Genomic DNA, 26384 nt, shown 5'->3' with positions numbered 1-26384 from the left:
CTCATAATTTTTTTGACTGCGAGCAGCATCCCTTTCTGGGACCGTCTGCAAGCCGTAAAACATGGCCCAGAAAGCAACAGTAAACAGAGCATCATCTTCCCAAAAAATTTAACCTATTATTCTATTCAGCAGGCAGATATGTATGCTGAAACAATTGTTTTTTGTTCAAATTATGTTCATAATAGGAGAAGCAGCTATTCAGATTTCTTAGTTGAAAGGAGTTCCTTTATATGGCTTTTGTGATCACTTCCGCCTGCGAAAATGAAAAGGCTGGCGAATGCATTGAAACTTGCCCTGTCGACTGTATCGTTGAGGGCGAAAAACAAATGTATATCGATCCCGATGTGTGCATCGATTGCGGTGCCTGTGAAGCCGTCTGTCCGGTTGAAGCCATCTATCCCGAAGATGAGGTGCCGGAGAGCGAACAGAAGTATATCCAGATCAATCGTGATTTCTTTAAATCGTGATCCTGGTTTTAGAAAATCTGGTTTCGCGTTTATATGATAATCCTTGTTTTATATTAAAAGACTTGGCTTTACCAAGCCTCTGGCGAAGACAAAGACGCCGCCTGCGCTTAGACGATAATTCGCTGAATTTTAAACTTGCTTATAGCAGAACAATAGGACCCCTTCACTGCAACTTAGCCTGCAGTGAAGGGGTTTTTGTTCTGCAGTCATCGTTCTCTGCAGCGTTTTACTCGTTCGAGAAAAAATTCTGAATTAATGATGCGGATAAGCCGAAACCACTTTGGCACTCTCAGTAATGGCAGTTAAAATAGTGGCCCGTGCCTGAGTAGTCATTAAACTTGCTTTCGCATACATCCTGCCGGACTGATCCCGTACATAGTGAGGTTTAAGCCGATTCAGGCTCAGTGCGTACACATCGGATTTACATGTCTCACAATGACAGGAAACCGGTAAATCGCCCCAGTATTTTTCCAGAAGATCCTTCACGGAGTCTTCCATAACATTATGTACGGTTCCCATACCAGATCCTTCTTTCGCTCTGTCTGAATCGTAGCAAAAAATGCATTTCCAAAAAGAGGATATCTGCTTTATGCATGAATCGTAGCACAGAAAAACAGACAGCTCAAGGCATCATTATCCGATAGGGTAAATGGGAACTATCCATTTCATGTCTTCTCATTTGTTAGAAAACCTGGCTTTGCCAAGCCTCTGGCGAAGGCACAGCCGCCGTCACACTTATACGATAATCCGCTGAATTTTAAACTTTCTTATATGCAAAATAAAATCGTTCATTACGAATTTGGTGCCTTTCGTTACGGTTTTCGATGGTTTCGTTACACCTTTTACCTGCAGAAAAAAACCGCCGAATCGGCGGCGTTTCAATCATTCAATCGTTATTCAATAATTTTTACTTTGACCGTTCTTCTTCCCCACTGCAACGCGTCAGAATTGCTGTTAAAAAACACATCAATTTTATGGCCTTTAATGGCTCCACCGGTATCTCCGGCAACAGCGTAGCCGTAGCCTTCGACGTAAAGTTTCGTTCCGAGCGGAATAACGGATGGATCAACGGCGATCACTTTTGTATCTGGATTCTTGAGCAGGTTGATTCCGGTTGCTGTCGTTCCTGAGCACCCGTTGCAGCGTGCGGTGTAGGCCGTACTGTTAGCGTAGAACTCTCTGACCGCTGATACATGATCGGTCTTCCGAATGATCCGCGATCGCTTAGACGGCCGGACTGATGGAGTAGTTTTTTTGATCTTTTGTTGGACCTGAGCCTTTGATGCAGCCGGTTTGACAGATGTCGCGATCGGCTGGGGGTGACGGAGCTGTTTTTCGATGCTTCCCCATGTTTCCGGACCAACGATTCCATCGATATGAATACGGGTCTTTTTTTGCAACTCCAGAACAGCTTTTTCCGTTCGCACACCGAAATAGCCGTCAACCGGGAGTGCTTTAAACCCAATGGTCCTGAGCATCTGCTGCAGATAGGCGACTTCATTTCCTTTTGCACCCCTTGAAAGCAAATCCATATTTTTATTCGTGTACCTGATCAGTTCCTTTTTGGTTTTGGGACCGACAACACCGTCGATGTCCAAAGCGTTTTCTCTCTGAAACTGTTTCACCGCTTTTTCCGTCTGCGCTCCAAAATAACCTGTAGATTTCATCAATGGATACCTGCCGGTTGATTTTAAAATCGACTGAATTGTTTTGACCTCATCGCTGTGCGTTCCTTTATAAAGTAAATTGCTGCTGGTCAAATGCGCGGCAGCGTTCTGAGGCAGGATAATGAATGTCGATGTAAACGTCGCTACCACAGCTGCGCTTTTTGCAAGCGCGGTCCCACTGTACATTGATGTCTCCTCCCATCCTGAATCTCTACTTTACTACTATGTGCATGATGGGCGGAACATACTTTACAATTAGATAACAGGACAAGTACCGCCGCCGCGGGCATCAAAGGAACAGCCACATATAAACAAGGGGCGCCGCGCAGTCAGAAGACTTTTGCGACCCCCTCGGAAGTTGCGATTTATTTATTGGCTGCAAGTGCGCTGTCAATGGCCTTTTTCAGTACTTCGTAATCCTGTGCCTCTTCAACTGCTTTGTCTCCAACAAAAATGTACGGTGTTCCCGGTACGCCAAGGGAATCAGCCATCGCATTGTCTTTGTCTACATCGTTCTGACGCGATTTAGTATCCAATGCATTCTGAAAGGCTTTCAAGTCAATTGAAGGAACAGTTTTCTTCGCAATATCGGTAAGCAGTTTCTTGCTGACCCACTGCTCTTTTTCATTCTTCTGTGCCTGAAAAACCGCCTGATGGAAAGCCCAGAAGGCTTTCGGATTCTGATGATAAACTTCCTCAGCCGCATTCGCCGCCAGAACAGAGCCAGGGCCAAGAATTGTATTATTAATAAAATAGAAACTGACCTTTCCGGTTTTTACATAATCATTGTTCAGTTTCGGGATGACGGTTTCTTCAAATTCCTTACAGTACGGACAGTGGTAATCAGAAAATTCGACAACTTTCACTGGTGCATTGCTGCTGCCGATATATGGCTGCCCCTGATAGTCAATGCGTGCAGTCTGCTCTGTGCGATGAGTCGGCTGCTTCTTCGGCTTCGCCTCCTCGCGGTTTTGATTGCTGAAGATCATGACCAGAATGGCCGCTACAAGAACGATCACAATAACGGAACTGAAAATAACAATACGTCCCTTTTTGGGATCGCTCGTTTCTTTAGAAGAATGTTTGCTTCCTGCCATGTGCTCACCTCGTGACTGTTTTCTGACGACTTTCGCCAAGTTCATTTATGTATTGACAAATTTTTCGGATGCTCAGCGTTCTGCCGACAAATGGGACATCTTCTCATCGATACTTTATAATAACAGTTTATACATGATTTCATCCAGTAAACAGTAATATTTATTGCCTGAATCCCGAAGTCATATCGAAAGAAAAAATTGCTATAATTATGTTGGGCTTTGTCCATGCTGTAGTTAGTTCATCAGCCTGTGCCAGCAAAGCAGACAAGCGGGGGCACTTCATGGAAAACATACAATCTCTGTTTCTTACATATGGCTATTTATTCGTGTTTCTTTATCTTTTCTGCGGACTGATCGGTGTGCCTGCCGCTGAGGAATCCTTTCTTCTGTTTGTGGGTATCACGCTTTCTCAGATCACGGAAGCGGACCCGCCACTCCGGCTCTCCGTCTGTATTTTGATGGCGGTACTTGGCGCCTCTTCAGGTATGGTCAGCGCATATCTCATCGCCTGCTACATTGGCGAACCGTTCATTGTACGCTACGGAAAATATATCGGGCTGACAAAACAACGATGGGAAAAAGCCAGAAGACGTTTTCAAAAGCATACCTTTCTCGCTATTATCGCAGGGTACTTTATCCCCGGCATTCGGCAAATTAATCCGTATCTGGCCGGACTCAGCCGCGCACGGTTTATCACTTATCTGTCGGCATCTTTACTGGGTGCGTGGGTCTGGGCCACGATATTTTTAAGTCTCGGTTATTTCGCGGGAAATCAGATTCACCGCTTTATCGGTTTTGGACTTTTCCATGTGATCCTGATTGGGGCTATTCTCTTCATCGGATTCGTGATCATCACGATAATCCAGTTCAGGAGAAAAAAATAAGCGGCTGATACTGAGCCGCTTACTGATTTCCAAATCATTTGAATAACGAAGAAACCGCATTAAAGATTGATGAGAAAAAATCACCGACCGCCTGCAAAACCTGAGCAAAAAAACCTTTCGCCTGATCAGAATTGGCCAATTGGCTGACTTTATCCTTCAATTGCTGCATCTGGCTGCCCACATCGCCCCAGTCGATATGCAAGGTACGCATTTTATCGAAAAGATCGACAAGCTTGTTCATGTCTGCATCGCTTAATTTCACGTTGACCTGATTGGCAGCATCACGCACTGCCTGTTCAACGTCGGCACGTGACTGCGGTTTGTTCTTAGCCAGATTGTCTTTAATTGCGGTTACCAGATCCGCAGCTTTTTCCTTGCCGACGCCATCCTTATTCGCCAATTGGGCAGTGGTCACCACTTCTTCGTTGGCGACCTGTTTCTTCGCTTCCGGAATGGTATCACCCGTCTTGGCTTCATAGGCTTTGATCAGACCGGTCAGTGCCGCGGTTCCCGACACCGGGAAAGGCGCGGTCACATAAACATCGGCATCTTTTACCCCGGCCGTTGCCAGCGCGTTAATATACATATCCTTCGATACATAAGTGATGTTGTGCGTGCTTGCGGTTAACCCCGAACCGGATTTTCCGATCGTTATCTTGGAAGAACTGATCGCCCGTGTACCGATCTGCGCTGCAGACAAATATTTATCAAGATATTTATGTTCCTCAGTGTTGCTGACGGTGACGATCTGGGCCGAGTCTGAAGACACATCCATTTCATTCAACAGAGACTGCCGCTGATCCGCGGTCAGATTCGCGCCCAGGGTAACTATTACATCGCCTGGTGAAGCATCGGCAAACACCTTTGCCGGTGCAAAAGCAGAAAGCGCTACGATTGCAGCAATTACAAGAGCACTCACTTTTTTCATGTTGATCACCTATTCCTTTCCGGGAGTGGCAACAAAGCCCTGCACTCCCTAAAAGCTTTGCTTAAAAAGCGCTCCGCTCATTTTCTTCAGCACCTGAGCGAAGAAAAAGCGGCAAAAGTTTATAGCTGACTGACAATGTCCTATTATTCGGTAATTTCAAAATCAACGGCCAGTGAGTCTGCAAGCCCGATTTCTTTCAGATAGGAGAGGCAGGCCTGATGTTCCGGTGATGGCGTATAATGCTCATGGTCCGCCTTGGAACGGAAGCGGACAGTCAGAGCCATGGAATACCCTTTGGCACGTATGGAGTAGTTTTGCCCCGCCTCAATGTCAATAATACCGGGCAGCCTGTCTTTCAGTTCATGTAATCTGCGAGCACCTTCTTCTCTCTGCGCCACGGTCGTCTCGTCACTGAATTTAAAGAGTACAATATGTTCAATCATCAAATACCCTCACTTCCATCTTATTGTCACTTGTCCGTCATTATCATAGCATCTTTTTATCTATCTGCGATGGTTTCAGAGATCTTTACATAGATTGTGAAAAAAATTGATTTAAGCATCAGCGCTGCGTCTGCTCACCTGCCGTAGGTGCACTGCGAGCCTTCTCGGCAAGCAGGAACCTGGAAGACACCTTGCATTTCTTGAACACGCCTTTGATGACAGGCTGCTAATCCAGCGCTGTACAGCAAGACAGTTCCCATTAGAAAAACCGGGCAAAAAGCACCCGGTCCTTACTTCCGCAGGATGCGGTGGCTTCCGCGTTGTGCACAGGACGTACTTTCACAGGATACCGTTTGACTGCGATTTACCGACCATTCAGCATGATTTACCGGTCATTCCTGCGCTATTTACCGGTCATTCAGTACGATTTACCGGTCACTAATCATCATTTACCGGTCATCGCGTGTTTTCACAGTTTTCTACCGGAGTCTTTGATCTGTTTGTTTGGTTGGCATCGACGCTTCAGTTGCTCGCTTGCCGCGGGCGATCCGGAAGCCTCCTCAGGCAGGCCAATTCCTGCGAGGTCTTTCCAGGCTCGCTGATCAACAGGAACGCGCCGCAGGTGCCAGCGCACCTCCGCTTTGATTCTCGATAAGACACTGGTTTATTGGTTTTCATATGGGTCAAAATGATATACTTTCTTATATATTAGAAAATTTGGCATCGCCAAGCCTTTGACACGGGCGAATCCGCCGTCGCGACGGCCATGGACGGCCTAGTGTCCGATAAGCCGCAGGACGCGGCGTTTTTTCGGACCACTTATACTATTTTCCTTAAAATTTATATATTTTCAAGAGTATAAAAAACGTCTTTGTTTTTCACAAAGACGCTTTTTCTCGCAGATTTTATTAAAGAACAACGCTGTTTTCACCCTGCGGATCATGGACGTTTCCTTAAAAAAATTCTTCAAAATCAGAAGTAAAGACGGTTACCTGTATCTTTTACAAAGTCGCGCCCGCTCCGTTTCTCTGGACAGCCAGCATCCTTTCTTTTTGCTTGATATAGTTAACCAGTTCAACACTCATCGAATAATGGCCCATTGGCGTGATCAGATAGATACCACGGAAATGTTCCATCGCGGTGTCAATCAGTTCACGACAAATTGCCAGACTCACGCGGCGAGCTTCTTCTTTTCCCCTGGCCTTTGCCATACGTACGCGGACATCATCGGGCAGGCGGATGCCCGGCACCTCGTTGTGCAGAAATTCGGCATTTCGTGCTGAAGTCAGCGGCATGATTCCAATGTAGATCGGTGCGGATACCTCGCGCGTTGCCTTGCTGATTTCAATAATCCGCTCCTTATCGAAAACTGGCTGCGAGATGAAATAATCCGCGCCGCATTCCGCTTTACGCTTCAGCCTTTGTATGGCACGATCCAGATTACGTACATTCGGATTAAAAGCGCCCGCTACCCGAAACCGGGTTGCTTCCTTCAGGCTTTTGCCTGAATAGGAAACGCCGCGGTTGAATTGCTTGATCAGCTTGATCAGTTCCATTGAGGATACATCATATACAGAGGTTGCTCCTGGAAAATCACCGATTTTTGTCGGGTCGCCGGTCACGACAAGCAGATCGTGCAGACCGAGCACGTGCAGACCGAGAAGATGCGACTGCAGACCGATCAGATTGCGGTCGCGACACGTCAGATGAACGAGCGGCGGCACGCGGAACCTGTCTTTGATCAGCTTGCCGACAGCAGCGTTGCTGATGCGCGGCGATGCAAGCGAGTTGTCCGCCATCGTCACCGCGTCTGCGCCTGCCTCCTCCAGTGCCTTGATGCCTTTAAAAAAGCTGTCTGTATTCAAGTGGCGCGGTGGATCAAATTCCACAAAAACGGACCGCCCGCTCATCACCTTCTGATAAAGTGGCGATTCGGGCGCTTTATCATGTATGTGTACTTCAATGGCTTTAGGGCGTTCCGCCACCACTTTGGATTCGAGAGGTTCGAGTTCCGAGATGCCTTCCTTAAATGCTCGAATCTGCACTGGTGTCGTGCCGCAGCAGCCGCCAAGCAGCCGCACCCCTTCATTTCGGAAATCCACCGCATATCTTTTAAAATATTCAGGTTCGTTTTCATAAAGCAACTTGCCATCCCGATAATCAGGCAGACTGCTGTTCGGATAGGCGGAAAGGAATGCTTTTCCGGGAAGCGGGATGCCTCGCAGTGCTTCAATCATATGAAAAGGGCCAAGCCGGCAGTTGGTTCCGACAATGTCCGCACCGAGTGCTTCCAGCTGTGTCAGCGCTTCAGGCAGCGCCAAACCGTTCATGAGCACACCGGGTTCCTGCATCGATACATGAGCAGCAATCGGCAAATCAGTCATGCTCCGTGCGATCTGCAGCACATGGCGCAGTTCATCAAAATCATAATAGGTTTCAAGCAGCAGACCGTCGACACCTTCATCGAGCAGCGCGGTCGCCTGTTCTCGGAAACCGGTACCAATGTCACTGAGCGATAAAGATTGTTTCTGAAAACCACGGATGCCGCCAATCGTGCCCAATACATAAGTATCCGGATTAGCCGCCTGCTTTGCCAGCCGCACGGCCGCGCGATTAAAACGGTCCACTTCACGCTCAAGGCCGTATCTTGCAAGCTTGGTTCGGTTTGCACCATAGGAATTGGTCTGAATCACATCCGCTCCCGCGCTGATATACGCTTCATGGACATGTTCCACCTCCTCTGCCTGTGATACATTCAGTTCTTCAAAACATCGGTCAATACCATAAGAATAGAGCAATGTCCCCATTGCGCCGTCGCCGATCAGTATTCGCTTTTTCAATTCATCCCGAATGGATTGCCGCATCACTCTTCGCCCCTTACTGTCACCTGCCGCTGAGTGCGCACACAACCAAGCGCATTGCTGAAATCCTGGATCAAATCTTCGGCATCTTCAAGACCGACGGACAGGCGCAGCAGTCCGCTGCCAATTCCCGCCTTTTCACGTTCTTCTTCATTGAGTTCTGCATGCGACATTCGCGGCGGATAGGAGAGGATAGATTCCACTGCACCAAGACTGACCGCAAAAACAGGAAGCTGCACATGATTGACAAAAATCCGCGCGCACTCTTCGTTTTCAAGTTCAAACGAAAGCACCGCTCCGCCTGAAGTAGCTTGTTCAGCCTGCAGCGCGAAGCCAGAATGCTCAGGAAGACCAGGATAAAAGACATGTCGAACATCCGGCTGCGCAGCGAAAAATCCGGCGATACGCCGTGCGGAATCCGCGGACTTGCGAATACGTACATCAAGCGTTTTCAGTCCGCGAAGCAGCAGCCAGGAATCCTGTACGCCCAGCACAGCGCCAAGTGCGTTTTGCAAAAAGTAAAGACGATCAGCAATCGCTTTGGAGCCTGCAACTGCGAGACCTGCCACAACATCGCTATGCCCGGAGATGAATTTCGTCGCGCTGTGCAGCACCAGATCAGCGCCAAATTCAAGTGGCTTCTGAAAAACCGGTGTCATAAACGTGTTATCGACGAACGTCCAACATCGATGTGCTTTCGCCAGCCGTACAACAGCACGAATATCGGTCACACGCAATGTCGGATTCGAAGGGGTCTCCACATAAATCACTTTAGTATTCGGGCGAATCGCCTCCTCAATCGCATCAGGACGAGTCGTATCAACAAACGTGTGTTCAATACCGAACCGCCCGAGCACCTGGGTCAGAATACGGAAGGTACCCCCGTAGACATTTTTCGGAACAATGGCATGATCCCCTGCGGACAGCAAAAGAAACGCTGTTGAAATCGCCGCCATACCGGAAGCAAATGCGAACCCGCGCACGCCGCCTTCAAGCGAGGCGATAGCGTCTTCCAGTGCTTCCCGCGTCGGATTGCCTGAGCGTGTGTAATCATATTTTCCAAAGTGATCGAAATCCTTTTGATGAAAAGTCGATGACAAATAAACGGGTACATTGGCCGACCCGGTTTGCGGATCGACACCTACCGTTTCTTTAATCAGTTTTGTAGAAAAATGATAGTTTTTACTCATGCGCTGCCACCCCTCTCTTCAGCTTCTGAAAGGCCTGCTTAAGATCGTCGATCAAATCATCCGGATGTTCAATTCCCGTGGACAGACGGAGCAGTGCGTTGCTCAGGCCGTATTCCAGACGCAGTGCTTCGGGAATGTCCGCATGAGTCTGTGTTGCCGGATACGTAATGAGACTCTCAACACCGCCCAGACTTTCTGCGAAAGTGATCAGCCGAAGCGCCGTAAGGAACGGCTCCACTTGCTTTGGCGAAGCCAGTTCAAAACTGAGCATGCCGCCCTTGCCCGGATACAGCACTCTGCTGACCAGCGGCTGTTTCTCAAGATAATCGGCAATCCGGCGTGCATTGTCCTGATGCTGACGCATCCGCAGTGCCAGTGTCTTAAGACCGCGGATGACCAGCCAGGAATCAAAGGGGCCGAGCACAACCCCACATGAATTATGATAGAGGCGCAATCTTTCCGTAATTTTTGTCTGATTCGACACGACAAGGCCAGCCAGAACGTCATTATGTCCAGCCAGATACTTGGTCGCACTGTGGATCACGATATCGGCGCCGTGCTCAATCGGCCGTTGTAAAACCGGCGTATAAAAAGTGTTGTCAACGATCAGCAGCAGCTCATTTCGTTTTGCGATGCCGGATATTTCAGACAGATCGACTTCATGCATCAGTGGATTTGTCGGCGTTTCAATGAATATCGCCTTCGTTTCGGGACAGACAAGGTTCGCCAAATCATCAGGATTTTCGCCGTCCCAATAGGAAAAGGACAGATGATATTGATTTTTAAGTATTTCAAAGAGACGGAACGTGCCGCCATATAAATCTCTCGAGGCAATAATATGGTCGCCTGAGCTGAATAATGAGAATACGAGCTGAATGGCGCTCATTCCCGAACTGCATGCGAACCCTTCCTGACCGCCCTCAATATCGGCAATTGCTTTCTCCAGAATGGAACGTGTCGGATTCCCGGTCCGTGTATAGTCATAACCTTTTGAAATACCGATCCCCTGATGCTTATAAGCCGTAGATAGATAGATTGGCGCATTAACAGCGCCCAGCTCATCGAATCCATTTCCGATCTGTGTCAGTTTCGTTTCCGTTTTGTATGATGCCATCGCACATGTCCTCTCCATTTAAGCATTTTTTCACCGAAAACAGCGCAAATAAAAAGCCTTCCTCGATAAGAAGAAGGCTTTGTGCTCTGCGTTTCTTCTTATCCCTCAGACCCGAGACGGTCTGCTGGAATTAGCACCTTGTCGCGCGTGCTGCTGCGACGGTTGCTGAAGCGTCATTGGGCCAGTCCCTCGGCTTCTCTTGATAAGAATTAAAATTGCTTCGTTCAGTTGTTGTTTAGTAGTGTACACTAGTCAGTGTTTTTTTTCAAGGTTTATTTGTTCTGAAAAAGCACGTCCGCTGAGTTCAGACTGCTTCCGTATAGTCCGATGCGACTGCGCCAAAAAGCGTTTTAAAACTGTTCACCTTGGCAGATCATCTTTGTATTTCTTTCGCAGCGTACTCAATTCCTCAAGCCGCTGCAGGTTTTCCTTTTTCTGCCGTTCGCCGACTGCAAGAATCAGGTTTTCTATTAAATAGGTGGCAGCGATCATTGAATGAAACTCATCCCGTTCCCCGCGATCGGCATACAGAAGCACATCGAAAGCATGCGGGGTGCGCAGCACGGGCTGATCCGTGATAATGATTGTCCTGTATCCCGCAGACTGTGCATGGTCAAGCAGTACCTCCCCTTCTTTTAAAATCCGTGAAAAAGCAAAAATCAGCACCACACACTCATGATGAAGATGAATCAAATCCTCGAGCAGCTCACTTCCCCATCTGTGCAAAATCATTACCGATATGCCGAAACGCGATAAACGATGCTTTAATAATTCTGCCAGACCAATGGAGGGTCCCGGTGCATAGATATACAGCCCGGCAGTTTTCTGAATCAGCGAAACCGCCTGTTCAAAATGGATTTTATTAAAATGATTTAATGTCACCTGAAGCAGCTGGATGCTTTTGTTCAGATGATGAAGCTGCAGCGGCGTATGCTCCAGATCACCAATCGTGTTCATCATTTTTTTTGCCGGTGTCACTTCAAGATCTTCTCTTAATTTTTGCTTATACTCTTTCAGATTTTTAAAACCGATCATCGACCAGAATCGGGATACAGAGGCAATGCTGACCCCGGACTCTCTGGCAATTTCTTTTTCCGTCAGCAACATGACTGCTGATTCATTATGCTGCAGCCATTGAGCAATTTTCAGATGTGTGGGCGACAGCTGACTGACATTGATTAACCTGCGGTTCATCCAATCACCTTCTTTGCATTGATCATAGCAGACAGACAGCCTTTTTCGAACGGACATGAAAATAAAATTACATTTTTATATAAAATAATATTTTATTTACAATAGATTCACATAGCCGGTACGGTTGGTTAACAGTGATTCTCTATACTACAAGAGAAGTTAAAAACAGGAGGGACAATGAACACATGGCTCAAATCAAAGAACGCTACACGCTGACCCAGCCCCAGAAAATGATGGTTTTTATCTTGTCCATGTCATTATACGGCCTATCCAACATGATTACTGAACTTGTGCCGGAATTTAACATCGGTCCTGTCAATTTTTCAATTGAGTATTTCGCATTTATTCCACTCACCTTATGCATCCTTTTCCATCCGTTTTATGCAGCACTCGGTGCGTCTGTCGGTGAAATTATTTTCGGCGAAATTATGCTCGGCCAGTTCGGCGGATTCGGCGAAATTGAAAAACTGGTGCTTTTCACACTTGCGATGTGTGTCGCCGGACTGATTGTCAACAATCCGAAAAACAAAATTCAAGTCGGCATTGCCGCCATTACCGGTGTGGCCATCCATCAATTTCTGAATATGATCTCTGACATCATGAAAGTGTGGATCGGTGTCGAGGATTTCGAAGCCGTTCCCGGACTTCCTGAAAGTGTCGTAGCCATTGAAGGGTTCTCTTTTCTGAACGATGTCCTGTTTTCAGGTATCCTCTTCGCACTTCTGCCGACGCTGTATCTCGTTCCGCGCCTGTACGGCAAAATCGAACCATTGCTTGGCATGAAGCCACGTGACAACAAAACATCCTATCCGATCAGCAGCATCCTGACGCCGCGCTTTATCGCCGGAGGCATCCTGCTTTCAGCTGTAGGCATGGGCTTCGAATTCCTGTCCGAAGCCGGAATCAATGTCTTTGAATGGGAAGCGGATTTTGTTGATAAATTTGGCAATACGGCCATTTTCATCAGTCTTGCAGTTGCCGCGGCGGTTGCGGCGCTTGCGGTGATCCTGATGCTTAGTGCAAAAAACAGAAACAAAGGCAACGCAGTCAATGAATGAACTGATCCGAACTGAACAGGTCACCTTCCACTATCCGGGGGAAGATGCCGCTGTTCTGAAAAAGATAAATTTCACTATTGAAAAGGGTGAATTTCTTGCGGTGATCGGCAGCAACGGCAGCGGTAAATCTACGCTGTGCAAGTTGTTTAATGGGCTGATCCCCCATTTTTATTCCGGAGATTTTGAAGGCACTGTAACAGTCTGCGGACAGGACACCCGAACAAGCAGTGTGGCAAAACTTTCCTGTCATGTCGGGTATGTCTTCCAGGACTTTGAAAATCAACTCGTTCAGGCACGCGTTCTCGATGACGTATCGTTCGCACCGCTCAACTATGGCAAGGCCGATTACCTGCAGCGCGGACGGCGCGCATTGAAGATTGTTGGTCTGGATCATCTGGAAGATGAATTTGTCTGGCAGTTGAGCGGCGGACAGAAGCACCTGCTTGCACTGGCCGGATGTCTGGCCATGGACCCTGATATTATTGTCATTGATGAACCAACCGCACAGCTTGACCCCTATCATGCCAAAGAAATTTATGATGTACTGAAAACGCTGAACGAGCAATTTGGAAAAACAATTATCACAATTGAGCATCACACCGAATTCATTGCCGAGTATTGCAAAAATGTACTGCTGCTGAATCAGGGCGCGATCATCTGGAAAAAAACCGTGCGCGAAGCTCTTGCCGAAGTGGATCTGTTAACGGAGCTCAATATTTATCCACCGCAGGTGGCACAGGCCGCATGCCGGCTGAGCGCTGGTGAACCCGTTCCCGTTACCCTTGATGAAGGGATTCGCTTTTTTGGTGAAAAAGCCATGCAGCATGCAGACGACGTTCGATCAGAACACAAGCCGTCCGCGGAAGAACCCATCGTCACTTTTGAAGACATTAATTTCTCTTACAAGAGGATGGACCGCACACGTGTACAGATTCTGAAAAATATAAATCTTATGCTCTATAAAAGTGAACAGGTGGCCGTCGTTGGAAATAACGGTGCAGGCAAATCGACATTGATGCGCCTGATCACCGGCGTGAAAAAACCCGACAGCGGCATTCTGAGAATCGGATCACTCTCGGTGACCGCAACTCATCCAGAACGCATCGCTGATCAGGTGGCTTATATTTATCAAAATCCTGAAGAGATGTTTATTGATGATTCGGTTCGAAAAGATATTGCTTTCTATCCGCGCGAACGAAAAATCGCCGGATACGAGGCAAAAATCGACGAAATTCTGGACCAGTTTCATTTAGTCGATCTGCAGGATAAGGACAGCCGCCTGATGAGCGGCGGGCAGCAGCGGCGGGCATCGCTCGCCATCGGTGCGGCGATGGAGCCTTCGGTGATCCTGCTTGATGAACCGACGGCAAATCTTGATATGGCGACCCGCAAGCATCTGACACAATTCATTGTCAAGTTAAAAGAAAGGATTGACCTGGTAATGATCGCTACGCATGACATGCAGCTTGTCAGTGAGTGGGCAACCCGGGTCATTGTCCTTCATCACGGTCAGATCATTTTCGATGGGAGAAAAGAAGAACTGTTCGCAAATCCCGCACTGATGGATAAAGCCGGACTGTTTCCGCCGCAAATTGTCAAACTCAGTCTCGCGCTCGGTGTAAAACCAGTGGCCTATTCAGTTGATTCATTCGTTCGCCGCTTCAGGAAGGAGGGCAGCAAATGGCAGCCGTCAAAAATTTCGCAGACAAAATAAGCTTCGAACAGATCAAAGTCGAGCTCCTGAATACAGCATACGGCAATGATCGGACGCTGATCGCAAGACTGGACCCGCGCACTCTGTTCATCTGGTATATGCTCTTTGGCATCGCCCCCTGGTTCATTTACAGTAAAACGATTCTGGCCGGTCTGCTGCTGTTTGTCATTGCAACAACCATCATGACCAGGGTCAGCCGGCTGGTTATTTTTATCCTGATTCTCGGCCTGCTGGGTGAAAGTGGCTACATGCTGATCGCGGCGCTGTTCTTTGGCGGCAATCTCAGCATTGTGGTCCCGCTCCTAATGCTGACCATGAAACTGTCGGTCATTTCACTTGCCAGTATGACCACGTTCTGTTCCATGAGTCCTGAACGGCTTGGCGAAGGTTTGATGAGCATCGGCGTTCCGGGACAGGTTTCCTTCAGCATCTCCTATGGCTACCGAATGCTGCCAAATCTGTTTGACGAGTACAATCATATTTTCATGTCTTACCGGCTCAGAGGGAAAAGTCCTGAGAAGCACGGCATTTTCTACTGGCGCTCGGCTGCTTACTTTGTCCGATTAGCAATGAAATCCTTTTATCCATTGCTGCTCAGCATGGCAAAACGCGCCCGGACAACCGTTGAAGCTTTGGAAACCAAAGGTGGTGCGTACGCTTTCAGCACACCACAGGTGAAAAAACTGAAGCTGGCCAAATTAAAGATTGGCAGAAACGATTATCTGTTTTTATTACTTTCACTGATCTATCTTGTGTTCATTTTTATCATCGGTCACTATATTCAACTATAAGGGGGATGGACGTACATTGAATATTGATTTTCATACGCATGTCAAAGTAGCCAAAAAGTCCGACTTTTCACCGGACTATTTTAAGGAAATGATCCATGAAGCAAAGCTCGCCGGACTTGATGCCATCGCCCTCACCGAGCACTTTAACACATCCAGTCTGGAAACCGTCTACCAGTATCTTGACGATCACTTCGATTATGTTCAAGACTATTATGATGCGGATGGCCTGAAAATTTTCCCCGGCATGGAGGTTGATGTCCGCGAAGTCAGCCACATTCTGCTGATCAGCCGCCGGGAAAATGTCGCCGCTATGTTCCGGACGCTGAAAAATCATCTCGGCAAGGAAGACTTCCTGCCGTTCAGCGCGCTGATGGACCTGGCAGAACAGTACAACGTGCTGAAGATCGGCGCCCATCCGTTCCGTCCGGCAACGCCGCTGACACAGCACGCGCCTGAGCAGCTCAAGCGTCTTGACGCACTGGACCTGAACGGAAAAGATTTGTACTCAATCGGCGTCGATGAAAATCGCAGCAAAGTATATGGGTTTGCCGAAAGGCTCGGGCTTCCGGTGACCGGTGGCAGCGATACGCATCAGTTCATGCAGTACGGAACGGTGATCAACACATTGCCGGAAAATTGCGCGACCATTGACGATCTGAAGGCTGCGGTGCACAGCGGCAATTTCTCCATTCGAATCTCGGATGACCTGAAGCTGCGCGTCAAATCAGCCACTCTAATCAAAAAACTGGTCAAGCAGCTGCTTGAAAAAGGCAAAGCTGTGCACGTCAATTCCTGAGTTCTTTTATTAAATCAAAACCACTTTCGCACAAATCTGCGAAAGTGGTTTTTCAATTCTGTCCCCAGGTTTTGCGGATAAAGTCATCGCGTCCGGATTCGATACGTTCGGCTTTATAACGCTCGGGGTGTTTCTGGTAAAACTTCTGATGTTCTTCTTCGGCGGGATAGAACGGCGCTGCCGGAAGTATACGGGTCACGATAGGTTTAAGAAAGCGCCCGCTTGCCGCCAATTCTCTTTTTGATTGTTCTGCCGCAACGCGCTGCAATTCACTGTGATAAAAGATCGCGGTCCGGTAGTTGGGGCCCCGATCGAAGAACTGTCCGCCGTCATCGGTCGGATCAATTTGCGTCCAGTACAGTTCGAGCAGTTTTTCATAAGGAAAAATATCTGGCTCAAACCGGATCTGTACGGCTTCCATATGACCGGTTGTTCCGCTTTTCACCTGTTCATAAGTCGGGTTTTCGACAGTTCCTCCTGTATAGCCTGAGACCACCTGCTTAATTCCGGGCAATGTATCGAAAGGCTTGACCATGCACCAGAAGCAGCCTCCGGCAAATGTCGCTGTTTCAAACGTTTCGGTCATCTTCATTCTCTCCTTCACGGTGATCGTGATGATCTTGATCTACCGGTTCATCCTTCATCAGAGGAAGGCGGACAAAAAAAGTCGTTCCCTCGCCAAGCTGACTGGACACTTCAATTTTCCCGCGATGCTTGTGCACGATCCACTCCGCGATGGATAACCCAAGTCCCGTACCCTTTTGTCCGGTCCTCGCATCGTCAGCCTGATAGAATCGATCAAAAATGTGTTTCAGATCGTCCTCAGAAATGCCGCATCCGTTGTCAGAAACCGATAAACGTGCATATCTGTTCTCACGTACACAGGCGACTGAAATCTTTCCGCCTTTCGGTGTGAATTTCATCGCATTATCCAAAAGGATAACCACCAGCTGATGGATGCGCTGTTCATCTCCATTAATATAAATCGGTTCTTCTGTACCAGCAAGTGTAAAGGTTTTTTCTTCAAACTCCGCCATCTCCGCAAACGGTTCAGTCACTTTCTTCAGCATGGCACTAAGATCAAGCGGTGCCGGATTGACTTCCAGCCGGTTTGCATCTGAACGCGCCAGAGTTAGCAGGTTAGCCACAAGCTTGGACAGCCGCCGCGTCTCGTCCAGCATGATCGCAATATCTTCGCCGACATCCTGGACCTGCTGCCGCGGCTGCCTGAGCAGCCCTTCGATTTTCAGCTGAATAATAGACAGCGGTGTCCGCAGTTCATGTGATGCATCGGCAACAAACCGATTCTGCCGGCCCCAGGCAGATTCAATCGGCCGAAGCGCGCGGCGGGCAAGAATATAACCAGCCACCACTGAGACAGCGGCTCCGGTGGCAAGACCAATCAGGATGATCATACGCAGCGTGTTTAATAAATTTTTCTCTGGTGTCACGTCAATGCTGAAAATGATCTTCAATGATTGTCCATTTATTTTTTCCTTTTTTACCAGCAGATGATAATACCTGCCATGAGCTTTTTTTTCAGAAACACCGTTCCCGGTCGTATTTAAAAAAGGCTTAAAAAACTGTTTTGCTCCATCCGTACCAAGAAAACCATCCATACTGGATTGAAGCTGTTCATTGCTGCTGCTCGTGATCACCCAGTAAAAGCCGGGATTTCGCAGGTGCTGATCCATCGCCCCCTGATCCTGACCCTGAATAGGATTACGCCGAAGAAGGAGCAAGCGTCCTGAAGCCGCATCCTTCAGAGTCTTATTGCTGTCCCGAAAGGTCACGTTCTGCTCATAGAAATAGATGGCACCGCCCAGCAGACTCAGCAGCAGAATCAGCAGGACCGCATTGGTGATCGTCAGTTTTATCAGCGTTTTTCGAAAAAGTGTCATTGATTTCTCACTTATCTGTCAGCATATAGCCGATGCCCCGGACTGTCCGGATATCATCGTCGTACGCGTATTTTTTCAGCTTTTTCCGCAATTGATGAATATAGACCTCAACAATCCCGACCGTTGTATCGGAATCAAAACCCCAGATGCGGTCGAAAATCTGTTCGCGCGTCAGTATCTGATCCTCATTCTGCACCAGATACTCAAGCAGATCATACTGTTTTGTTGTGAATGAGAGTACATCGCCATTGACTTTAATCTGTTTACGTTTATTATCAATCTCAATGCCTTTATAGCGCAAAGTATGGTCCAGCGACATCGGTGAACTGCGTCGTAAAATCGCTGCAACACGGGCTTTCAGTTCCATATTTTGAAAGGGTTTCACAATATAATCATCGCCGCCCAGATTCAGCCCCTTTACACGGTCGTCAACGGCATCGCGTGCGGTCAGAAAGATGATCGGGGTCGCAATGCCCTTTTTCCGAATGTGATCCGTGACTTCAAAACCGTCCATCCCGGGAAGCATAACGTCCAGTACGATCGCATCATAAATATTCTGTTCGGCCAGATAGAGGGCTTCATCGCCGTCTTCCGCCGAGTCGACTGTATATTCATCCGAAAGCAGACGGACGATTTCCTGAAGCAGATAATGATTGTCTTCAACAACAAGAAGTCTCATCGCCGCACCCTCCTCAGCTGCATGCTTTTAGCTCTATTGTACATGAATCTGTCAATAAACAGATGTTTTTATTCATTACGAAGTGCCTCAATCGGGTTCAACTTCGATGCTTTATATGCCGGGAAGACACCGAATATGATGCCGACAAGAGCGGAAAAAAGAAAGGCCGCTGTCATGATCGGGAATGAATACACAACCGTTCCGCCTGTCGCCGCCGCATAAATCTCAGAAGCAGCAAATCCGATACCGACACCGATAATGCCGCCCAGCATGCTGAGTACGGCCGCTTCAATTAAAAACTGAAGCATAATATCGCGCCTGCGCGCGCCGATTGCCTTACGAATACCGATTTCACGTGTGCGTTCGGTCACGGATACAAGCATGATATTCATAATACCAATGCCACCGACAAGGAGCGAAATGCCCGCGATCCCGGCAAGAAGCAGCGTCATGGTGCTAGTCACAGAGCTCATCGCATCCATCACATCCTGCTGATTCACAACGCTGTAATCATCTGAATCACTGTATGTTTGGCTCAATACACGTTTGATGCCTGCCATCGCCCAGTTTACGGAGTTTTGATTATTCGCCTGCGCATAGAACTGGGTGAGATACGTTGTTTTCATCAGGCGCTGCGCAGTGGAAAAGGGAATAAAGGCGGAATCATCACTGCTCTGCCCCATCGACCCACCTTTGCTGTTCAGCACGCCGACAACCAGATAGCGCTGACCGTCAATCAAGACGTACTTGTTAACTGCCGACTGATTTTCAAACAGTGTATCCGCAAGATCGCTTCCAAGCACAACGACCTTCTGGCGAAATTGCTCGTCGATTGATGTGACAAAGCGTCCTTCCTTTACAGAAAGCTTGCGAATGGACAGATAGCTTGATGTCGTTCCCGTAATACTGGACTCTGAAGAATTGCTGCCGTTCACAAGCGTTTCCCTGCCGCTGAGTATCGGAGCGACCGACTTAACACCGGACGTCTCTTTCACTTCATTTAAATTTGATTTTGTAAAATGTGTATCCGTATTCGTAATCGTGACGGTGATCAAGTTCGTTCCCAGACTGTTCACGCTGTCCGAAACAGATTTACTTGACCCCTGGCCGATTGCCAGCAATGCAATAACCGAAGATACACCGATGATGATGCCCAGCATGGTCAGAAACGAACGCAGCTTGTTCCCCTGAATGTTACGAATCGCCATTTTTATCGATGTGAAAAAGTTCATTAGATATGCTCACCTTCCTGAAGCCTGCCATCACGAATGCTGACCGTTCGTTTTGCTTTGCGTGCAACGTGCAAATCATGCGTAATCAAAACGATGGTCCGCCCATTATCGTTTAATTCAGTCAGCAGACGCATAATTTCTTCGCTCGTTTTACTGTCCAGCGCTCCGGTCGGTTCATCGGCGAGCAGAATCTGCGGTTCGCCGGCAAGCGCCCGGGCAATCGCGACACGTTGCTGCTGGCCGCCTGAAAGCTGGCTTGGCAAGTGGGCAGCGCGTTCTTCAAGGCCGACTCGCATCAGGCATTCCATCGCCCGCGTGCGTCGTTCTTTACTTTTCACACCGCGATAGATGAGCGGAAGTTCCACATTTTCCACAGCTGTCAGCTTTCCAAGCAGATTAAAATTCTGAAAGATAAAGCCAATTTTCTGATTGCGGATGTCTGCCAGTTCGCGGTCCTTCAGTCTGTCGATACGGCTTCCGCCCAACGTATATTGTCCGGCATCCGGTTTGTCCAGACAGCCCATCATATTCATCAACGTGGACTTTCCCGACCCTGAAGGCCCGATAATGGAGACGAAAGCACCAGTTTCAATCGTCAGATCAATGTGATCCAATGCATGAACCACACTTCCGCCGAGCTCATACTTTTTCTCAATGCCATGCATTGTGATCATCGCTTCGGTCATGGGCGATTGCCTCCCCCACTCTGGGTGCGCATCGTTCCTCCGCCGTTCATGCCGCCGCCATTCATGGAACGCATCATTTGAAACTGATTCTGCCCGTTTTCAGAGCTTCCGCTGCCTGAAGATTTTGTGATTGCATTTAACTGAACAGCCTGTCCTTCCTGCAGTCCGGATTTAATTTCAATATATTGATCGTTATGAATGCCGATCGTTACTGCCTGCTGCTTGCCGCGTGTGGTTTCCATACCGCCGGCGCGTCCTGTTTCCTGATTATCGGAAGAAGAACCATTCGACAGATAAACGAAATAGCCATTCTGATTCTGGTGAACTGCTCCGGATGACAAATAAAGCACATTCGTTTTCTTCTCAAGCACAATGTTGCCGGTTGTAGTCATGCCTGCCTTGAGTCCTTTCGAACTGGACAAATGAACAGTGACATCAAATGTGGCGGTTCCGTTTGTATCCGTGCCTTCCTTTGCAATTGAAGTGACTTTGCCGCTATATGTTTTGTTCTCGTACGCATTGACCGTGATCTTAACGGTCTGCCCTTTTTTAATCTTAGGAATGTCCAGTTCATCGATGGAAAGCACCGTATTCAAATCACTGTAATTAGTAATATGGGCAACCTTGGTTCCGGCATTCACCCGACTTCCTTCATACACATTAAGGCTGGTTATTGTCCCTGAATGGGGAGCGGTCAGAGTGGTTCCGTCCGTGAATGTCAGCAGCGTATCGCCTTTTTCTACGGTATCGTCCTCTGACACTGAAATGCTGTCAATCGTTTTCGAGGCATCGTCCGAATCAATGGTGACATCGTCATCAACTGCCGGTGTCAGCGTTCCCGATCCGCTGACATCTGTTGAAATCGTGCCTTTCTGAACCGTGGTCGTTGGAATCATCGCACTCGTTGCCGACGACTTGTCCCGTGAAAAATACCAGAACGCACCTCCTCCACCGAGAATAACCACTGCAATAAGAATGAAAATCAGGCTTTTCTTCATTTTCCTAACCCCTCCGCTGCTTCTCCAAGCAAGTTTATGGGATCAGTTTATAGAAGGATTCTTAAAATTCTCTTAAGGAAACGCGCAGTTAACTATTGCGATAATAGCCCCGGCATACGTTTGACTGAACATGCGTTCTCATGCCTATGCCCTGCGTTTTAATATAAACATCAACCTGAGGTTATCTTTTTCTGATTCTGCTGTTCCCGTTTGCGCTGAATTTGATTAAAAAAAGGCGGCAGCAGCATACAGATAACGAGCACGCGCAAGACCTGTACGGCCACCACAAACGTAGAATCCGCATGCAGCACTTCCGATGTAATCGCCATCACATCGATTCCCCCAGGAGCAAAGGCCAGAACGCAGGTTACCGGATCAACGGTGGTCAGCGCCGATACGAGCAGCGCACCAAGAAACATGGCTGCCGTCAATCCGACGGAGCCTGCCAGCCCTACCAAAAAAGCGCGTGTAATGCCACGGAACATGCCCGGATACAGCCTTGCACCAACGCAAGCCCCAAGCATGATTTGTGCGGCAATAATCAAAGCAGGTGGCTGCCAGACGGGAAAGTCGCGCGCGGTTATGTATTCAAACAGTGTCTGTGCTGCGGCAACACTGATCAAGGCTCCAAGCAGCCACGGCGCCGGCATATGTAATCGGCTTCCCGCCAATGCGCCAAGACATGCAAGCAGCAAAAGAAAGGCGAGACCGAATGCCGCCTCTGGACGCAACGCAGAGACAGGGGCCACCGCCGAATCTGATGCAGATTCATGGACATGAACAGCCAGGAGTGACACGGTGAATGGAATTGTGCTCTCAACAAGGATCACACGCAGTGTCTGAATCATACTGACAACCGCCATATTGGCTCCCGACTCAGCTGCAATGCCAATCATCGACGATAAACCACCGGGCGTTGTTCCATAAAGACTCGTAATCAGACTGGTCTGACTGAAGCGAAACAGTACAAATCCACTCAGGAGTGCTAGTATAATTGACATCAGGATCATGGTCGAAATCGGCAGCCAGCCGCGGTGAAAAACGGCAAATAAAGACAAATGAACCTGATGGCCGATCTGTACACCGAGAATCAGCTGGCCAATCTTCAGCCAGTAGCTGCCCAGTCCGCGTTCATCCTGAATCTTTCGAAGCAGTCGCGGACGAATAAGAGAAAATGCTCCGGCAGTGATCAATGTGCCAATCATCCAACCAATGGAAAGACCAGCCATAGTAAGGATTAAGCCGCCAATGCTGCAGATTAAAAGGAACAGTACGTTTTTCATAAATAGTTTCAAATGCGTCTCACCTGCTCCCTCCTTTTTGGCAATTCCTGTGCCTGTTTTTACCTTATCGGGCAGGCTCTGTGAAACTTCGTGAGCCAGCCCGTGCGGATCACATGATGATGCTTGACCATGCCTATTTTTTGAAATGATATGGGACTGTTGCAATGACAACATCTTTGTGCCGGATCAGACTGGCTTTAATGAGAACGCCTGACTGGTTATGCAGCAGGCTCTGCCACCACTTTTTTGTATAGAACTGCGGAAATACGACCGTAACGGTCGCCCCGCTTTTATCCGCCTTGTATTTTACTGTACTGATAAATTTATCCAGCGGGCTGACGATGCTTCGATATAAAGAATGGAGCGTAACCAGACGGACCCCGGGATTCCATTCATTCCACTCACGTGTCATTTTCTCAATTGCTTCAGGACTGTCGCCGACGTAGACAGCCATTACATTATCCGATAAAGACTTGGCATAGGTCAGTGACTGCTCGACAACTTTCGTTATCCCGGCAACCGGTACCACGATCACATTGTCGGATGAATGGATGACAGGCAGCGGTTCTGAAAAATCGATGCGCAGCTGCTCCGCCACATGCATGTAATGCTCATGAATTTTATGAAAAATAATGATGACAATCGGGACAAAGACAAGCACAGGCCAGATATTTGTGAACTTCGTGAGAAAGAATATAGCAAGAATCAAATAGCAGATCAATGCACCGATCAGATTGATCACCAGCTTCCCGCCCCAGCCCTTCGGTTTTTGCCTGATCCAATGTACAATCATCCCGGTCTGCGAAAGTGAGAAGGGAATAAACACGCCAACCGCATAAAGTGGAATCAGGTTTTCCGTTCTTCCTTTGAAAATAATAATCAGGATGATGGACAGTGCGCCTAATGTCAGTATTCCGTTTGAATAACCGAGACGATCACCCCTGACTTTGAATGGCCGGGGCATATATTTGTCTCTTGCCAAATTGAATGCAAGCAGTGGAAAGGCTGAATAACCCGTGTTCGCGGCAAGAATCAGGATAAGTGCTGTAGACGCCTGGATCATGTAGTAAAAAATGTTGCGTCCAAACAAATGTCCGGCGATCTGGGACAGCACGGTCTGATCATTCACCGGATGCACACCGAACCAATAGGCAATAAAAACAATGCCTGCCAGCAAAATTGCAAGAATGCCGCCCATCATCAGCAGAGTTTTCGCCGCATTTTTTGGTGCCGGATTTTTAAAGCTGGGGATCGCATTTGAGATGGCTTCGACGCCAGTCAGAGCTGAACATCCTGATGAAAAGGCGCGCAGCAGGAGAAACAGGCTGACGCCCATAGCCGGCGTTCCCATCTGAGCATGCTGGTGAATCGGCGTAATGGTGCCGGTTAAGGCCGCATAGATACCACCGCCTATAATAATCAACATGATCAGTACGAAAAAATAAACCGGGTAAGACAGCAAGGTAGCTGAATCCGTCAATCCGCGCAAATTCAGGATCGTGATCAGTACAACAATACAAACGGCAACCGACACACTATGGTCGTGAAGCGCCGGGAATGCGGAAGTAATGGCATCTGTTCCTGCCGATATACTGACCGCCACTGTAAGAATGTAATCAACGAGCAACGCGCCGCCGGCAGTAAGGCCAAAATTGGTGCCCAGGTTTTCTTTGGCAACCATATAAGCGCCACCGCCCTGCGGATACGCATAGATAATTTGCTGATAAGACAGAACAAGCGCGACTAAAAGAATCAGCACACCAAGCGAAATCGGCAGCGAGAACCAGAGCGCGCCGCTCCCGGCTGCCATCAAAACAATTAAAATTTGTTCCGGCCCGTAGGCAACTGATGACAGCGCATCCGAGGACAGAACAGCCAAAGCTTTAAATTTATTTAATTTTTGACTGTGTGATTCATTTGACTTTAACGGCCTCCCGATCAGAAGCCGTTTTAATTTTGTTAGCATATTCCTACTCCTTTATTTGTACGGCACATCAGACAAATGCACGTCTGGGTTCTTCCGCATTGTGATTGTATGCCGCGAAGAAGCGCAAAGCAAGAGCAAAAATCAACAGTAATCGTAAAAATGGGATGAAATTTATCAACATTTCCCCGGAAATAATCAACATCCGACATTATTTCTTATTCTTCCCCGCTCATTCTATTTTTTGCCGGATTCTTTTTCAACAATGTCAGCATCATCACGGTTCCTACGATACAGACCGCACCGATCCAGTCAAAAAGCGTAAATGGAACACCCATCCAGACGACGCTGACCACTGCCGCCGATAAGGGCTCCGCACAGCCAAGCAGACTGGTTTCAATGGGCTGCAGATACTTTAAACTGGAAAGATACAGATAAAAAGCAATCAAAGTGCCAAAGACAATGACGAACACGATACCGATCACCGACTGCATCGTCAACTGACCGTGAAAACGCCAGGGAGGATAGAAACAGCTCATCGCCGCTCCCCCGATAACCATCCCCCATCCAACCACGATACCCGGACCAAATTTTCTGAGCAGTTCACCCGGTTGGGTCGCATAGATGGCCCCGCCAAGAGCCGCCATGAGTCCCCAGAAAAATGCAGATGGTGCAATCGACAGATGATGTATCTGCCCTTTCGTCGCAATAAAAAAAACGCCGAGCAGTGCAGTGAAAATAGCGGAAATTTCGACTGTACTTGGCTTTTTCCTCAGCCGAACCGTCAGGTAAAGCATGATCAGAACCGGGCTGAGATACTGCAGAAGGGTTGCTGTTGCCGCATTGCCCGCAGCCACCGCTTCAAAATAAGTATACTGAGCACCAATCATGCCGATCAAACCAAAAATGAGCAGAGACTGAGCGGATTGACGGCTTTTCCATATGTCCCAGATCAGGCGGCGGTCTTTGCCGCACTGCATGATGCAAAGAAGAAGCACACCTGATGTCAGCATACGTACAGAGGTCAGCCAACCAGCACTGATCTTATGAATGTCAAACAAATATTGTGCTGCATTGCCGGATATGCCCCACAACATCGCGCCGCTAAGCACCCGTACCATACCCAGCGGCCGGCCGAAGTCACTTTTTTTTACTGTCTGACGCGCGAGTTCCATATCTCATCACCCTTTCCCGATTCAATGCTGTAAGGATACCGTTCCGATTGAATCATTGCTGTCTTTCTACGTATCGCTCATGATTTGAGAAGTCTAGTTTAGCATAGTTAAGCCACGTTAAGAAGGGCAGATACAGAAACGGTTCGCACAATCATTAGATGTTGGAATCTGGCCATGTGCGCCGCTTTTAAGGAGGATATTTGCATCGCCTGCCAGCACAGCGGCTTTATCAGATACACTTTCAGTGGCAGCCGCAACCCGGCTTAAGTCATCGAAGATGTTCTGGCAGTGTCTGTTTACCG

The 26384-nt window shown here is 48.1% G+C and carries 24 protein-coding genes and 1 riboswitch; of the genes, 6 read left to right on the top strand and 18 right to left on the bottom strand.

The features are described from left to right. Positions 1-230: 230 nt before the first annotated feature. A complete protein-coding gene (locus M3N64_RS10400) occupies positions 231-467 on the top strand; it encodes a ferredoxin family protein (RefSeq protein ID WP_249102001.1) in 237 nt (78 codons plus the stop codon). 252 nt (positions 468-719) lie between these two features. Here the strand turns inward: M3N64_RS10400 and M3N64_RS10395 are convergent, their stop codons facing one another. The 3 genes from M3N64_RS10395 to M3N64_RS10380 form a co-directional block, all read right to left on the bottom strand. Then, on the bottom strand, positions 720-986 hold the full coding sequence (locus tag M3N64_RS10395; RefSeq protein WP_249101999.1) for a late competence development ComFB family protein: 267 nt from the start codon (positions 984-986) through the stop codon (positions 720-722). A 374-nt stretch (positions 987-1360) separates the two neighbouring features. Continuing rightward, positions 1361-2320: a peptidoglycan-binding protein gene (locus M3N64_RS14115; RefSeq protein ID WP_283163410.1), complete on the bottom strand. Its 960-nt coding sequence runs from the start codon at positions 2318-2320 to the stop codon at positions 1361-1363. A 179-nt stretch (positions 2321-2499) separates the two neighbouring features. Further along, positions 2500-3231 (bottom strand): DsbA family protein, encoded by a 732-nt coding sequence (locus M3N64_RS10380; protein ID WP_249101995.1) that lies wholly within the window; start codon positions 3229-3231, stop codon positions 2500-2502. Positions 3232-3512: 281 nt separating this feature from the next. On the opposite strand from M3N64_RS10380, the gene M3N64_RS10375 reads away from it, so the two are divergent. Further along, complete coding sequence (locus M3N64_RS10375) at positions 3513-4115, top strand: DedA family protein (protein WP_249101993.1); 603 nt, start codon at positions 3513-3515, stop codon at positions 4113-4115. Positions 4116-4149: 34 nt separating this feature from the next. Here M3N64_RS10375 and M3N64_RS10370 read toward each other — a convergent pair whose 3' ends face one another. From M3N64_RS10370 to M3N64_RS10345, 6 genes are all read right to left on the bottom strand, one after another. Further along, positions 4150-5043: a DUF1002 domain-containing protein gene (locus M3N64_RS10370; RefSeq protein ID WP_249101991.1), complete on the bottom strand. Its 894-nt coding sequence runs from the start codon at positions 5041-5043 to the stop codon at positions 4150-4152. A gap of 143 nt (positions 5044-5186) precedes the next feature. Next, positions 5187-5486, bottom strand: coding sequence for a Dabb family protein (locus tag M3N64_RS10365; RefSeq protein ID WP_249101989.1), 300 nt, complete (start codon positions 5484-5486; stop codon positions 5187-5189). Positions 5487-6487: 1001 nt separating this feature from the next. After that, positions 6488-8350 (bottom strand): bifunctional homocysteine S-methyltransferase/methylenetetrahydrofolate reductase, encoded by a 1863-nt coding sequence (locus tag M3N64_RS10360; RefSeq protein ID WP_249101987.1) that lies wholly within the window; start codon positions 8348-8350, stop codon positions 6488-6490. Further along, positions 8350-9537: a cystathionine beta-lyase gene (gene metC, locus M3N64_RS10355; RefSeq protein ID WP_249101985.1), complete on the bottom strand. Its 1188-nt coding sequence runs from the start codon at positions 9535-9537 to the stop codon at positions 8350-8352. Before metC ends, M3N64_RS10360 begins: the two co-directional genes overlap by 1 nt. Next, a complete protein-coding gene (locus M3N64_RS10350; RefSeq protein ID WP_249101983.1) occupies positions 9530-10651 on the bottom strand; it encodes a PLP-dependent transferase in 1122 nt (373 codons plus the stop codon). Before M3N64_RS10350 ends, metC begins: the two co-directional genes overlap by 8 nt. A 95-nt stretch (positions 10652-10746) precedes the next feature. Beyond that, positions 10747-10860: riboswitch (SAM riboswitch) on the bottom strand. A 151-nt stretch (positions 10861-11011) separates the two neighbouring features. Continuing rightward, positions 11012-11845 (bottom strand): MurR/RpiR family transcriptional regulator, encoded by an 834-nt coding sequence (locus tag M3N64_RS10345; RefSeq protein ID WP_249101982.1) that lies wholly within the window; start codon positions 11843-11845, stop codon positions 11012-11014. A gap of 185 nt (positions 11846-12030) precedes the next feature. Between M3N64_RS10345 and M3N64_RS10340 the strand changes: the two genes are divergently transcribed. From M3N64_RS10340 to M3N64_RS10325, 4 genes are read left to right on the top strand one after another with little or no spacing between them, the layout of a single operon-like run. Next, on the top strand, positions 12031-12903 hold the full coding sequence (locus M3N64_RS10340) for a DUF8171 family membrane protein (RefSeq protein WP_249101980.1): 873 nt from the start codon (positions 12031-12033) through the stop codon (positions 12901-12903). Beyond that, positions 12863-14617 (top strand): ABC transporter ATP-binding protein, encoded by a 1755-nt coding sequence (locus M3N64_RS10335; RefSeq protein WP_368389913.1) that lies wholly within the window; start codon positions 12863-12865, stop codon positions 14615-14617. Before M3N64_RS10340 ends, M3N64_RS10335 begins: the two co-directional genes overlap by 41 nt. Further along, positions 14584-15408, top strand: a complete 825-nt coding sequence (locus M3N64_RS10330) for an energy-coupling factor transporter transmembrane component T family protein (protein WP_249101977.1) — start codon at positions 14584-14586, stop codon at positions 15406-15408. Before M3N64_RS10335 ends, M3N64_RS10330 begins: the two co-directional genes overlap by 34 nt. 16 nt (positions 15409-15424) lie before the next feature. Next, positions 15425-16204, top strand: a complete 780-nt coding sequence (locus M3N64_RS10325; RefSeq protein ID WP_249101974.1) for a PHP domain-containing protein — start codon at positions 15425-15427, stop codon at positions 16202-16204. 52 nt (positions 16205-16256) lie between these two features. Here M3N64_RS10325 and msrA read toward each other — a convergent pair whose 3' ends face one another. From msrA to M3N64_RS10280, 9 genes are all read right to left on the bottom strand, one after another. Continuing rightward, on the bottom strand, positions 16257-16790 hold the full coding sequence (gene msrA / locus M3N64_RS10320) for a peptide-methionine (S)-S-oxide reductase MsrA (RefSeq protein ID WP_249101971.1): 534 nt from the start codon (positions 16788-16790) through the stop codon (positions 16257-16259). Next, entirely contained in the window at positions 16774-18105 is a 1332-nt protein-coding gene (locus M3N64_RS10315; RefSeq protein WP_249101967.1) for a sensor histidine kinase, read from the bottom strand. The genes msrA and M3N64_RS10315 overlap by 17 nt, the downstream gene beginning before the upstream one ends. Before the next feature lie 7 nt (positions 18106-18112). Then, a complete protein-coding gene (locus M3N64_RS10310) occupies positions 18113-18784 on the bottom strand; it encodes a response regulator transcription factor (protein WP_249101964.1) in 672 nt (223 codons plus the stop codon). Positions 18785-18852: 68 nt separating this feature from the next. Continuing rightward, complete coding sequence (locus tag M3N64_RS10305) at positions 18853-20016, bottom strand: ABC transporter permease (protein WP_249101963.1); 1164 nt, start codon at positions 20014-20016, stop codon at positions 18853-18855. Then, the gene (locus M3N64_RS10300) at positions 20016-20702 is read right to left on the bottom strand and encodes an ABC transporter ATP-binding protein (RefSeq protein ID WP_283163409.1); all 687 of its coding nucleotides are present in this window, start codon (positions 20700-20702) and stop codon (positions 20016-20018) included. Before M3N64_RS10300 ends, M3N64_RS10305 begins: the two co-directional genes overlap by 1 nt. After that, positions 20699-21700 carry an efflux RND transporter periplasmic adaptor subunit gene (locus M3N64_RS10295; protein ID WP_249101961.1) on the bottom strand — a complete coding sequence of 334 codons (1002 nt, stop codon included), beginning with the start codon at positions 21698-21700 and terminating at the stop codon, positions 20699-20701. The genes M3N64_RS10300 and M3N64_RS10295 overlap by 4 nt, the downstream gene beginning before the upstream one ends. A 170-nt stretch (positions 21701-21870) precedes the next feature. After that, a complete protein-coding gene (locus M3N64_RS10290) occupies positions 21871-22995 on the bottom strand; it encodes an AbrB family transcriptional regulator (RefSeq protein WP_249101959.1) in 1125 nt (374 codons plus the stop codon). A 121-nt stretch (positions 22996-23116) separates the two neighbouring features. Continuing rightward, the gene (locus tag M3N64_RS10285) at positions 23117-24949 is read right to left on the bottom strand and encodes an APC family permease (RefSeq protein WP_249101957.1); all 1833 of its coding nucleotides are present in this window, start codon (positions 24947-24949) and stop codon (positions 23117-23119) included. Positions 24950-25125: 176 nt separating this feature from the next. Next, the gene (locus M3N64_RS10280) at positions 25126-26082 is read right to left on the bottom strand and encodes a DMT family transporter (protein ID WP_283163408.1); all 957 of its coding nucleotides are present in this window, start codon (positions 26080-26082) and stop codon (positions 25126-25128) included. Between the last annotated feature and the right edge of the window lie 302 nt (positions 26083-26384).

Origin of the sequence: Sporolactobacillus mangiferae (assembly GCF_023336505.1) — a bacterium.
In the GTDB taxonomy this organism is placed as follows: Bacteria; Bacillota; Bacilli; order Bacillales; family Sporolactobacillaceae; genus Sporolactobacillus; species Sporolactobacillus mangiferae.
This window is presented reverse-complemented; position numbering and strand designations above follow the sequence as displayed.

What these genes read in the sequence shown, in the direction of transcription:
- M3N64_RS10400 (WP_249102001.1), top strand. Translation starts at nt 231, where the DNA reads ATGGCTTTTGTGATCACTTCCGCCTGCGAAAATGAAAAGGCTGGCGAA.
- M3N64_RS10395 (WP_249101999.1), bottom strand. Translation starts at nt 986, where the DNA reads ATGGGAACCGTACATAATGTTATGGAAGACTCCGTGAAGGATCTTCTG.
- M3N64_RS14115 (WP_283163410.1), bottom strand. Translation starts at nt 2,320, where the DNA reads ATGTACAGTGGGACCGCGCTTGCAAAAAGCGCAGCTGTGGTAGCGACG.
- M3N64_RS10380 (WP_249101995.1), bottom strand. Translation starts at nt 3,231, where the DNA reads ATGGCAGGAAGCAAACATTCTTCTAAAGAAACGAGCGATCCCAAAAAG.
- M3N64_RS10375 (WP_249101993.1), top strand. Translation starts at nt 3,513, where the DNA reads ATGGAAAACATACAATCTCTGTTTCTTACATATGGCTATTTATTCGTG.
- M3N64_RS10370 (WP_249101991.1), bottom strand. Translation starts at nt 5,043, where the DNA reads ATGAAAAAAGTGAGTGCTCTTGTAATTGCTGCAATCGTAGCGCTTTCT.
- M3N64_RS10365 (WP_249101989.1), bottom strand. Translation starts at nt 5,486, where the DNA reads ATGATTGAACATATTGTACTCTTTAAATTCAGTGACGAGACGACCGTG.
- M3N64_RS10360 (WP_249101987.1), bottom strand. Translation starts at nt 8,350, where the DNA reads ATGCGGCAATCCATTCGGGATGAATTGAAAAAGCGAATACTGATCGGC.
- metC (WP_249101985.1), bottom strand. Translation starts at nt 9,537, where the DNA reads ATGAGTAAAAACTATCATTTTTCTACAAAACTGATTAAAGAAACGGTA.
- M3N64_RS10350 (WP_249101983.1), bottom strand. Translation starts at nt 10,651, where the DNA reads ATGGCATCATACAAAACGGAAACGAAACTGACACAGATCGGAAATGGA.
- M3N64_RS10345 (WP_249101982.1), bottom strand. Translation starts at nt 11,845, where the DNA reads ATGAACCGCAGGTTAATCAATGTCAGTCAGCTGTCGCCCACACATCTG.
- M3N64_RS10340 (WP_249101980.1), top strand. Translation starts at nt 12,031, where the DNA reads ATGGCTCAAATCAAAGAACGCTACACGCTGACCCAGCCCCAGAAAATG.
- M3N64_RS10330 (WP_249101977.1), top strand. Translation starts at nt 14,584, where the DNA reads ATGGCAGCCGTCAAAAATTTCGCAGACAAAATAAGCTTCGAACAGATC.
- msrA (WP_249101971.1), bottom strand. Translation starts at nt 16,790, where the DNA reads ATGACCGAAACGTTTGAAACAGCGACATTTGCCGGAGGCTGCTTCTGG.
- M3N64_RS10315 (WP_249101967.1), bottom strand. Translation starts at nt 18,105, where the DNA reads ATGACACTTTTTCGAAAAACGCTGATAAAACTGACGATCACCAATGCG.
- M3N64_RS10310 (WP_249101964.1), bottom strand. Translation starts at nt 18,784, where the DNA reads ATGAGACTTCTTGTTGTTGAAGACAATCATTATCTGCTTCAGGAAATC.
- M3N64_RS10305 (WP_249101963.1), bottom strand. Translation starts at nt 20,016, where the DNA reads ATGAACTTTTTCACATCGATAAAAATGGCGATTCGTAACATTCAGGGG.
- M3N64_RS10300 (WP_283163409.1), bottom strand. Translation starts at nt 20,702, where the DNA reads ATGACCGAAGCGATGATCACAATGCATGGCATTGAGAAAAAGTATGAG.
- M3N64_RS10295 (WP_249101961.1), bottom strand. Translation starts at nt 21,700, where the DNA reads ATGAAGAAAAGCCTGATTTTCATTCTTATTGCAGTGGTTATTCTCGGT.
- M3N64_RS10285 (WP_249101957.1), bottom strand. Translation starts at nt 24,949, where the DNA reads ATGCTAACAAAATTAAAACGGCTTCTGATCGGGAGGCCGTTAAAGTCA.
- M3N64_RS10280 (WP_283163408.1), bottom strand. Translation starts at nt 26,082, where the DNA reads ATGGAACTCGCGCGTCAGACAGTAAAAAAAAGTGACTTCGGCCGGCCG.